Below are 8,783 nucleotides of genomic sequence, written 5' to 3'. Positions count from 1 at the left end.
GATGACGCTAAAGTGACGCTTTTCACGTCTTTGATACTTTTCTTTACCGGCTTGCTAAAGCCGGGTTCCCAAAATGCCCGCACACCGCCTTTGGATGAAAAGCGGCGCTTCTGGACGCGCGGTAAATCTCAATCATACGGCCATAAATCACGATAAAGATACAAATGTAAAGCGCCCACATGGTAATGCCGATAAAGAGCGACTGGAACCACAGGCCGAACAGCGGCCCCAGGTCCATATCCATCAGCCGGGACTCCATATCGGTCATGACAGAGGAGATGTCGATGGAAGCGTCGGAACCGATGATGCCCGCCGCCTGCGCCACCACACTTTGAGCTGCGTCAAACACGCCCATCACGATGTTCCAGGTGTTTGAGACGATGAGGATGGCAGCGGCAGATTTGAACACCCATTTGAAGATCATCCAGGTGTCCACATCATGCAGGTTGTTCTTGTCGGTAATCATCTGAATCAGCTCCAGCGTCATCACGATAGCCAGGATCACGCCAGCAATCGGCACCATGATGGAGTTGGAGAGATTTTGGATCATGCTGAAAATACTCCCGTTCCAGCCCTGAGGGGTCTGGCCCACCTGTGTCGCAATGTCTGCGACCTGCTGGTTCACGCTATCGAACATCCCCGATAAGTTGCTCATAATGCCGCCTACCAACATTTCCTTGAGCCAGTCAGTAAGGGCATCGAGTAAGAAATCCATACGGTGTCAACCTCCTTTCAGCCGCCCCCGCTTGGGGGCAGGGGCGGCAAGGATTTCTTATGACAGCTTAACGACGGGAGCGATCAGACGGTGAACAGGCTGGAGAGCAGGGGTACGAGGACCATGCCGACCACGGCGACGCCAGCGCCAGCCATGAGCTGCTTCATGCCCTGGGACTTTGCTTATGTGTGATAAAGAAGTAATAGAAGTGTAAAAAATTTTGCCGTTCCTATCCGGCACTTGGCCATTGTGTCGGATAGGTCGGGCGTTAGGCTTCGGGCAAGTCAATCTTGCCGACAAAGCTGTAATAAATCTCAATGTCCTGCCTGCGGGTGCCGTTCTCGTCATAGCTACACTCATGCACGACGATTTTCTCAATCATTTCCCGCAAGAGGGTGGGGGTAAGTTCCTCAAAGGCAAGGTGCTTTCGGACGATACCCATAAACTTTTCCGCGTTGACGGTGGCGGCCTGCGACTTGTCCAGTTCGGCCTGCAAAGCGGCGGCGCGGTCTTTCAGTTCCCGCTGTTCCTGCTCATAGTCTGCCGACAGTTCCATGAAACGCTCGTCGCTGATTTTGCCGTTCACATTGTCCTCATACAGCCGCTTGATAATGCGGCTCACTTCGGCAATGCGCTCCTGCGCCTGTTCAAGCTGCTTGGTGGCTGCGGCGGTCTTTCTCTTGCCGCCGATCTCGTTCTGCTGGATAAGCAGCTTCACAAAGCGGCTCTCGTGCTTGGCGGCGTATTCGGTCACTTGCCGGAGATTGGAGAGGACACCGGCGGTCAACAGGTCGGTGCGGATAAAGTGCGCCGTACAGTCGCGGGTGCGCTTCTTGTAGCTGCCGCAGATGTAACAGTCCTGCTTGCGGTTCTTGTTCTGATACCGCTGCTGGTACATCACATGACCGCAGTCGGCGCAGAACAGCATACCGGAGAACAGCCCCACTTCATCATAGCGGTTCGGGCGTTTGCGCTGCTTGCGTAACTCCTGCACGCGCTCCCATGTTTCCCGGTCTATGATAGGCTCATGGTGGTTCTCAAAAATGGCCTGCTTCTCTACGGGGTTCTCTACACTGTGCTTGACCTTGTAAGAGGGCTTCTCCGTCTTGAAGTTTACCAGACAGCCGGTGTACTCCCGGTTTTCGAGGATATGAACAACGGTGTTCGTCGCCCATTTGCACTCATAGCCGGGGTGGTAGCGGCGGGTGCTGCCCGTCCTGCGGTATTCCAGCGTTCCCGGCGTAGGGATTTGCTGCTCCGTAAGCATACGGGCAATCTTGGTCGGGCCATTCCCGGCAAGGCAAAGCTGGTATATCTGCTGGACAACCGGCGCGGTTTCCTCGTCAACGAGATAGTTCTCGTCCTCGTCCATGAGATAGCCATAGACCGGCTTGCTGGTAACGGGCTTGCCGCTCATGCCTTTTGCTCGTTTTACTGCTTTGATTTTCTTGCTCGTATCTCTCACCAGCCATTCGTTGAACAGATTTCGCAGAGGGGTAAAATCGTTGTCCATGCCGCCGTTTGCGCTGTCCACATTGTCGTTGACAGCGATAAAACGCACTCCCTTTTGAGGGAACAGCATTTCCGTGTAAAACCCTACCTGCAAGTAGTTTCGCCCTAACCGGCTCATGTCCTTGACGATGACCGTACCCACTTTCCCGGCTTCAATGTCTGCAAGCATGGCTTGAAAACCGGGGCGCTGGAAGTTCGCGCCGGAAAAGCCGTCGTCGGTGTACCAGCGCAGGTTGGTAAAGCCATTCTGTTTTGCAAAGGCTTCGAGTATCCTTTTTTGGTTCGATATGGAATTACTCTCACCTTGCAATTCGTCCTCATGGGACAATCTCGGATAAAGGGCGGTAATGAGGTTTTGGGTGGCTTGTCTTAACATAAAATCCTCCGTTTCCGACAGCCAGCCCCACTATTCCGTAGCTTTATTGTACCACGGAATAGCGGGGGCTGTACAGCGGCAAAAGTGTAAAATCTGCTTCTTTATGGTTTGTCAAATTGCCGGTTTTTGTGTAGCAGCGGCTTCCGCTTCCAGTACCCGCGCCATTTTGTCGGCGGCGGTGGTGGTAGTGTCTTTCTTGAAATAGCCGGACACGACAAGGACGGAATTGCCCATGCGGATTTCCGTCACGCAGTCGGGGCGGCGGGCGGTGCGGGTGTCGTGCTGCTTGTTATCTGTCATAGGCAATACTCCTTTCAGTCGGTAATCAGTTTCTTCATGCTCTCCATTTTCCGCTGCGCGGCTTCCTGCCGGAAGTTGTCGCCGGTAAAGCGTACCGGGACGCACATGGAAAGCAGGCGGTCATAAATCCGGGAATGGGCGGTGTCCTCCGGGTTCCGCAGGTCGTCCAGCGTGAGGTTGGTCGTGACGATCAGCGGCTTGCCGCTGCGGTAACGGCTGTCAATCACATTGAAAACCTGTTCCAGCCCGTACTCGGTGCCGCGCTCCATGCCGAAGTCGTCAATGATAAGCAGCGGATAGCGGCAAAGGCGGGAAATGTACTCGTTGCGGTTCTCAAAGCTGGCGGCAAGGTCGTTGAGGATAAGGGCAAAATTCGTCATGTGGACGGGGATTTCTTTCTCCATAAGGGCGTTTGCGATACAGCCCGCAAGGTAGCTTTTCCCGGTTCCCACGCCGCCCCAGAACAGGCAGCCGATATTGTCGGCTCGCATATCCTCCCAGTGTTCCACATACCGGCGGGCAATCCCGGCCTGCGGGTTCCTGCCGTTGTCGTTCTCAAAAGTCCAGTCCCGCATGGTGGGGTCGGTAAAGCCCCGGCGTTTCAGTTCCTCCACGGTGTCAAAGTGCCTGCGCCGCTTCTCGGCGGCCTCCCGTTCCTCGCGGGCGGCTCTCTGGCAGTCGCACTCTGCCGGGTGGCGGTCGCGGCCAAAGATAGCGGCCTTATCCGGCGCAAAATAGGCTTCTTTCGGCTTGCGGCACCTGCCGCAGTACAGTAAACCGTCCTCGCCGGTGTAGTCCTCCGGCTCCGGGGTGGCAGTCGTCATATTCTCCAAAACAGCGTTGATTTCGTTCTTCATAAACTCTCGCCCTCCTTGCATGAGTAGTCAGGGATGCCCTTTTTCGGGGCGCCCTTTTTGTCGTTCCCCGCCCATATCCGAAGGGCGGCGGCATAGTTCTGGTAGCTTTTCCCGCTGGCGGCAAGGTAGCGGCTCATTTCCTCGATGAACCGTTCCAGCCTGTCGGGGTACTCTGCCTGCAACTCGTCGTATTCGGTCTGTGACAGAAAAATATTCTGGTATCGGCCATAGGGCGCGGGCGGCTCCCCACTCACTCCCTTTGTTTGGTTCTCTGTAAGGTTGTTTATAGTAGTTTGGTTAGGGGACGGTTTTCCGACCATCATAAGGTCGGTTTTCTGACCATCAGTTGGTCGGTTTTCCGGCTCTATGAGGGTCGGTTTTCCGGCCATCAGTTGGTCGGAAAACTGTACCTGTGGCACACGCGGCACTTTCACATACAGTCGGTTCGGTGCGGAGAAGCCGCCCCGTTCCCGTTCCAGCAGCCCCGCCATGTCCAGTTCATTCAGCGCCCCCTTTATGGTGGTGCTGCCTTTATCCAGTATTTCGGCTATCTCCGCGATGGGATAGATAATATAAATCCTGCCCTCGCCGTCCTGCCACTTGTTCTTCTGGGAGAGGGTGGAGCGGTCTAACAGCAGCGCATAGAGCAGCTTGGCGGTCTGGGAAATCTCCATTTTCAGCAGGAAACGGGGATAGGGCAGATAGGCGGGCAGCTTCGTGTCTGCCATGATATAATCAGCGATAGGATCACCTCCCTGTGTTCGGGTTGATTTTGACGGTTTGTACGCATTTAGAACGCTGTTTCCGGGGGAAAAGGATAAATGTATCGCGTACCCTTTGACACCCACGAAAAAAGCCTTGATTTATGCGGGTTTGAAAGGCTCTAAAGCGTGACATTTCTGCCTTTGTTTCTGCTTTCGCTCGGCGGCTTTGATTTTCTTCATGCGTCCGGCGCAGCCGGGGCAGTATTTTCCCCGGTTGGATTTGGGGACAAAGGCCGCGCCGCAGACGGCGCACCGTTTCCGGCTCCCCCGGTACAAGAGGGCTGCGGCCAGCTCCCCGTCAAGGGGCAGGACAGCCACACGGAACCAGCGGCACATGAGGGAAAAGGAAATGCTCTGGACGCATACGCAAGGCTCCCCGTCGTCCAACAGCAGGCAGTTCCCCTCGTCGTAGTTACAGCACTCATGCACCAGCCGCCGCGCCCGCCGGTGCTGGCGGTAGTCCATGCGGGGCAGGTTATCGCTCATGGCTCTGCTCCTTTCTGCGGCGGGGTTCCTCCCGGCGCAAAATCTGGTCGATGTTCCGCTTGACGGTCTGCAACTCCTTAAACCGCTGTTTCTGTGCGTGATAGGTGTTATACAGGCCGGATTTCTTGGAAACAAGCTGCTCGATCTCGTCCTGCAACGCTTTCCGGGCGGGCAGCCTGGTAATGCCATGTGCCTTGAAATACCGGGCGGCTGCGTCGGCTATGATAAAATCGCTCTCATGCGCCTGCCGGTATGCTTCGCGGGCTTTGGGGGATTTCTGCGCTTTCAGGCCGTCGCGGACGGGTTTGGTCTTGGCGTAGGCCAGCACCTGTCGCTGCAATTCCTTTTTCCCTTGCAGCTTCGTTTCCAGTGCTTTCAGTTCGCCGCTGGTCTGGCGCATTTCCTGATAGGCGGTATCAACGGCGGCTTCTAACTGCTCCGGGGAAGTGAAGCCGTATTCCTGATACACATTCAGCGTCGCGGCCATCTGTTTGAGGTTGTGCATGGTCGCCCAGCGTTCATAGCCCCGGCCTTTCCCCTCGGCTTTCTTCTGCTCAATGTCCACAAGCCGCTGCACATTCGGGGCGGTTCGGGCGGCTCTGTCTGCCCGCAGTTGGTCTTGGATAGAGGGCGGGGTGCTGGATATAGCCGCGGCCTTTTCTGCGGCTCTGGCGGCGTTCTGCTCCAAAACGGCAAGGACAGCGGCGCGGTCAAAATCGTCGCCCAGCTTGCGGGCGGAAATGGGCTTTGTCCTGTCCGGCGTGAGGTAACTAAGCCGCCCCCGGCTCTCCTTGACGGACACGCCCTCCCGCAGCAGCAGAGAGGAAAAATCCTCGAATGAGGCCGCCGCAGACAGCGCGGCGCGTATGGTCTGCCGCAGCTTCTCTTTGTTCGTTTCAAACTTGGTCTGCCGGGGCGTGATACCGCCTGCAATCATGGGGGCGTTCTGCTTGTCCAGCGCGGCCTGTCCCTTTTTCTGCGCCCAATACTCCCGGTCTGTGACGCGGTTCTTGCTGCCGTTCAAGAGGTCGATTTGGTAAAGCCCCTCCCGGTGGCACATCTCCATGACTTCGGACTTGAAGTAGCGCAAGGCCGCGTCGGTACAGCGGTGCTTGCACCCGGCTTTCGTGTCGGCTGGCCTGTCCATGTAGGGCAGGAACGGGACTTCCTCTATCCGCAGCGAATTGATAACGATATGCACATGGATATTGCCGCTGTGGTTATGCCCGTCCGGGTGGGTGCATACAAGGGCTTGGTGGCCGGGGAAATGCTCGGCGCAAAACTTCTCGCCCAATTCCTGCGCCCGGTCTACGGTCAGGCCGTTGTCCGGGCCGTCCCGTGGGTCAAAGCTGATGATATAGTGGTGACTTTTCACATCTTCCCGCCGTTGGTTTTTCTCATAGCGGAGATTTGCCCGCATACAGGCAACGGCAAAATCCTCCCCGCCGCAGTTCAGCGTGGACAGCCGGTAGTCCTCGCGGGGGATAAGCCTGCCGGTTTCATCAAGGACGGGCTTCATGGTAAACTCGTCATGCTCAAAAAGCAGGTATTGTTCGGCGGCTCCGTAGTCGGCGTTTTTAGAGTTGATATGCTTGAGTGTTGCCAACCGCGTCACCTACTTTCTGTAAGATTTCATACTTGAGGGCGGCAAGGTCGGCTATGGCGGCGCGTACCTCGCCGGACAGCGCATTGTAGGGTACGCCGTACTCGTTCAGATACCGGGCAATCTGGTTGAGGTTGCCGCCGATCCTGCCGTACTCGGCTGTGAGTTTCCCGACAGCGGAAAGCAGCTCGTCATTGACCGCCGACACATGGATAATTGGGCGTATGGCGGTGCGCCGTATCGCCTGCCGGAGAAATTCGGACTGGCTGATACCATAGGGCGCAAGCCGCGCTGTGAAGTCGGCGTATTCATCTTCGGACAGCCGGGTTTTCACAACGCGGCTGCGGTGGGGCGTGTTGTATCGCTTCGGCATGGGCTGTAAACCTCCTTTCACTTATCACAAAAAATAGGCTGGTCTGTTAGGTATTTCCGGGGCAGTTCTCGCAAAAAAACGGCCTGCCGAACGGAAATCTTTTTGCGGCGCAAGCCGCCATAGCAGGGTTTGGGGAAGGCACTCCCCAACAAGTTTCCCGCGAGGGACAAAACCGCAGAATTGCGGATTTTGGCACCGTGGTAGAAACTTGCTCTAAGACTGCCGCAGACTGCCCCTGTCTGGTTTTTCCGTACATAGAACGGACAGGACAGGGCTTGCGGCCCGCTGTGGGCGGCCTTTTTTCCTTTCGCCAATATGACGCCGGAACGGGGCTTTGCTGCCCGCTGGCTGCGGCTTTTTCCCTTTCCGCTAAAGATACATTTCAAAGGCCGCCAGCTACCCGCTGGACGGGGATTTTTCAAAATTTCTTTTGCCTTAGTAATCCGGGCAACAGGATTTTGGCAACCGGCGGGGCAGAGAATTTTTCCTTTCACTCCCCACACCACCGCTCTTAGAAATTTGCCAAACGGAGCAGGCAGTTTTTTCTGGCTTCACCTACCTACTACGGGTGATTTTCGATTTTGCCAAATGGACACAAAAAAAGCAGCAAATCTTTTTCAGACTTACTGCTTTCGCTGGCCGCTGGTGGGCGGCTGATATTCAGTTTTGAAAGTTCGGGTCAGGGTGCCCCGAAGATAAAAAAACAACAGTATTCAATTTATTAAATAATTTCCTGTCGATTCCCTTTAATCAATACAGTTTGACCGTCAGCCAATTCAATCAAATCGTTCTTCGATATATCTCCAAAAGGGCTCTCTTTTTCAGCGTGTGGTATCAACGGATTTGCTAAATATCCTAATCCATCGGAAAAATTTCCGGCAGCAATCATACTACCTGCGCTAATTCCCAGATACACCAATCCATTCTCTATTGCTTGCTTTAGGGGCTTCGAAAATCCTGTTCTGTTTATTTCGCTAAGAAGCGTATGGGCATTTCCTCCACAAAAAGCAATCATGTCATATTGAGTGAGTTCTTGAACACTCATTAAGCGAAACGGTACAGGTATGTCACTAATATAACTTGAATATGTTCTTTTATATCCATCGGAAAGTAAAAACGCAAGATTATATATAAGAATATTATTCATAGGTATTCCCATATTCATAAGGCGCTCCATACATACAATGATTCCTTCTCGCGCACCATCATTTCCAACTGCGGCGGATGGAACCAAAATCGCTTTTGTGTTAATCGGTTCTTTTCCGATACATTTCCAAAATAATACCATAGTCTTTTCGTTTAAGCCACTTGAAGTTAAGAACAGGGTTCTCATAAACTTAGTCCTCTTTTAATTTTTCAAATTTCTGATTCTATGTAAGATGATAAAACATCAATTCATACCGAAATAATCCCATAATGTTAGTTATTTTGTTTTTTTTCAATACAGCTTACCATTATTATCACTATTCCGCGAGTATTAGATGACCTTAAATTCAATCTCTCCTTCTTGTATCTAACAAATATATTCTACTACCCCTGTTGTTTTTACTTTCTAATATACTTTTATGGTTAACTCATTGAAATCTACTATCAACAAAATCCAGCATTAAATTCTCTTCTCAGATTTTCGCACTACCATGCACATTTTTATAGAAATTATCAATACTATCTATCCTGAATTATTCACGGCAATGTAATCACTCATGAATGAATCGAAGAAATTGCCGCAGTAGTTACAATAACCACATTTGCTCTTTCTGCCTATCGGTAAAGACTTAAAAAAGGGCAGACTTCACC

General features: G+C 53.2%; 9 protein-coding genes and 2 pseudogenes. All 11 read right to left on the bottom strand.

Annotation, left to right across the window (positions count from 1 at the left end):
- Positions 1-76 precede the first annotated feature (76 nt).
- A pseudogene (locus LKD70_RS18080) lies at positions 77-715 on the bottom strand (VirB6/TrbL-like conjugal transfer protein, CD1112 family); the annotation flags it as partial.
- Between the two features lie 83 nt (positions 716-798).
- Positions 799-897 (bottom strand): annotated as a pseudogene (locus LKD70_RS18075) (Maff2 family mobile element protein); the annotation flags it as partial.
- Between the two features lie 86 nt (positions 898-983).
- A complete protein-coding gene (locus LKD70_RS18070; RefSeq protein ID WP_002571010.1) occupies positions 984-2,603 on the bottom strand; it encodes a recombinase family protein in 1,620 nt (539 codons plus the stop codon).
- A 111-nt stretch (positions 2,604-2,714) separates the two neighbouring features.
- Positions 2,715-2,903: a transposon-encoded TnpW family protein gene (locus LKD70_RS18065; RefSeq protein ID WP_002571011.1), complete on the bottom strand. Its 189-nt coding sequence runs from the start codon at positions 2,901-2,903 to the stop codon at positions 2,715-2,717.
- 14 nt (positions 2,904-2,917) lie between these two features.
- Entirely contained in the window at positions 2,918-3,760 is an 843-nt protein-coding gene (locus LKD70_RS18060; protein ID WP_002571012.1) for an ATP-binding protein, read from the bottom strand.
- Positions 3,757-4,608: a replication initiator protein A gene (locus LKD70_RS18055; RefSeq protein WP_002571013.1), complete on the bottom strand. Its 852-nt coding sequence runs from the start codon at positions 4,606-4,608 to the stop codon at positions 3,757-3,759. Before LKD70_RS18055 ends, LKD70_RS18060 begins: the two co-directional genes overlap by 4 nt.
- A 15-nt stretch (positions 4,609-4,623) precedes the next feature.
- Entirely contained in the window at positions 4,624-5,010 is a 387-nt protein-coding gene (locus LKD70_RS18050; protein WP_002571014.1) for a cysteine-rich VLP domain-containing protein, read from the bottom strand.
- Positions 5,000-6,616: a relaxase/mobilization nuclease domain-containing protein gene (locus LKD70_RS18045; RefSeq protein ID WP_227709253.1), complete on the bottom strand. Its 1,617-nt coding sequence runs from the start codon at positions 6,614-6,616 to the stop codon at positions 5,000-5,002. The genes LKD70_RS18050 and LKD70_RS18045 overlap by 11 nt, the downstream gene beginning before the upstream one ends.
- The gene (locus tag LKD70_RS18040) at positions 6,588-6,986 is read right to left on the bottom strand and encodes a plasmid mobilization protein (protein WP_002578912.1); all 399 of its coding nucleotides are present in this window, start codon (positions 6,984-6,986) and stop codon (positions 6,588-6,590) included. Before LKD70_RS18040 ends, LKD70_RS18045 begins: the two co-directional genes overlap by 29 nt.
- Before the next feature lie 17 nt (positions 6,987-7,003).
- Complete coding sequence (locus LKD70_RS18035; protein WP_040013272.1) at positions 7,004-7,480, bottom strand: hypothetical protein; 477 nt, start codon at positions 7,478-7,480, stop codon at positions 7,004-7,006.
- A gap of 227 nt (positions 7,481-7,707) precedes the next feature.
- On the bottom strand, positions 7,708-8,319 hold the full coding sequence (locus tag LKD70_RS18030; protein ID WP_002571017.1) for a Type 1 glutamine amidotransferase-like domain-containing protein: 612 nt from the start codon (positions 8,317-8,319) through the stop codon (positions 7,708-7,710).
- Between the last annotated feature and the right edge of the window lie 464 nt (positions 8,320-8,783).

Source organism: Ruminococcus turbiniformis (assembly GCF_020687545.1).
Taxonomy (GTDB): Bacteria; Bacillota; Clostridia; order Lachnospirales; family Lachnospiraceae; genus Mediterraneibacter; species Mediterraneibacter turbiniformis.
Note: the sequence above shows the minus strand (reverse complement) of the source record. Positions and strands in the feature narration are given on the sequence as shown.

Excerpts from the sequence above, each read along its gene's own strand:
- LKD70_RS18070 (WP_002571010.1), bottom strand. The coding sequence starts at position 2,603 with ATGTTAAGACAAGCCACCCAAAACCTCATTACCGCCCTTTATCCGAGA.
- LKD70_RS18065 (WP_002571011.1), bottom strand. The coding sequence starts at position 2,903 with ATGACAGATAACAAGCAGCACGACACCCGCACCGCCCGCCGCCCCGAC.
- LKD70_RS18060 (WP_002571012.1), bottom strand. The coding sequence starts at position 3,760 with ATGAAGAACGAAATCAACGCTGTTTTGGAGAATATGACGACTGCCACC.
- LKD70_RS18050 (WP_002571014.1), bottom strand. The coding sequence starts at position 5,010 with ATGAGCGATAACCTGCCCCGCATGGACTACCGCCAGCACCGGCGGGCG.
- LKD70_RS18040 (WP_002578912.1), bottom strand. The coding sequence starts at position 6,986 with ATGCCGAAGCGATACAACACGCCCCACCGCAGCCGCGTTGTGAAAACC.
- LKD70_RS18030 (WP_002571017.1), bottom strand. The coding sequence starts at position 8,319 with ATGAGAACCCTGTTCTTAACTTCAAGTGGCTTAAACGAAAAGACTATG.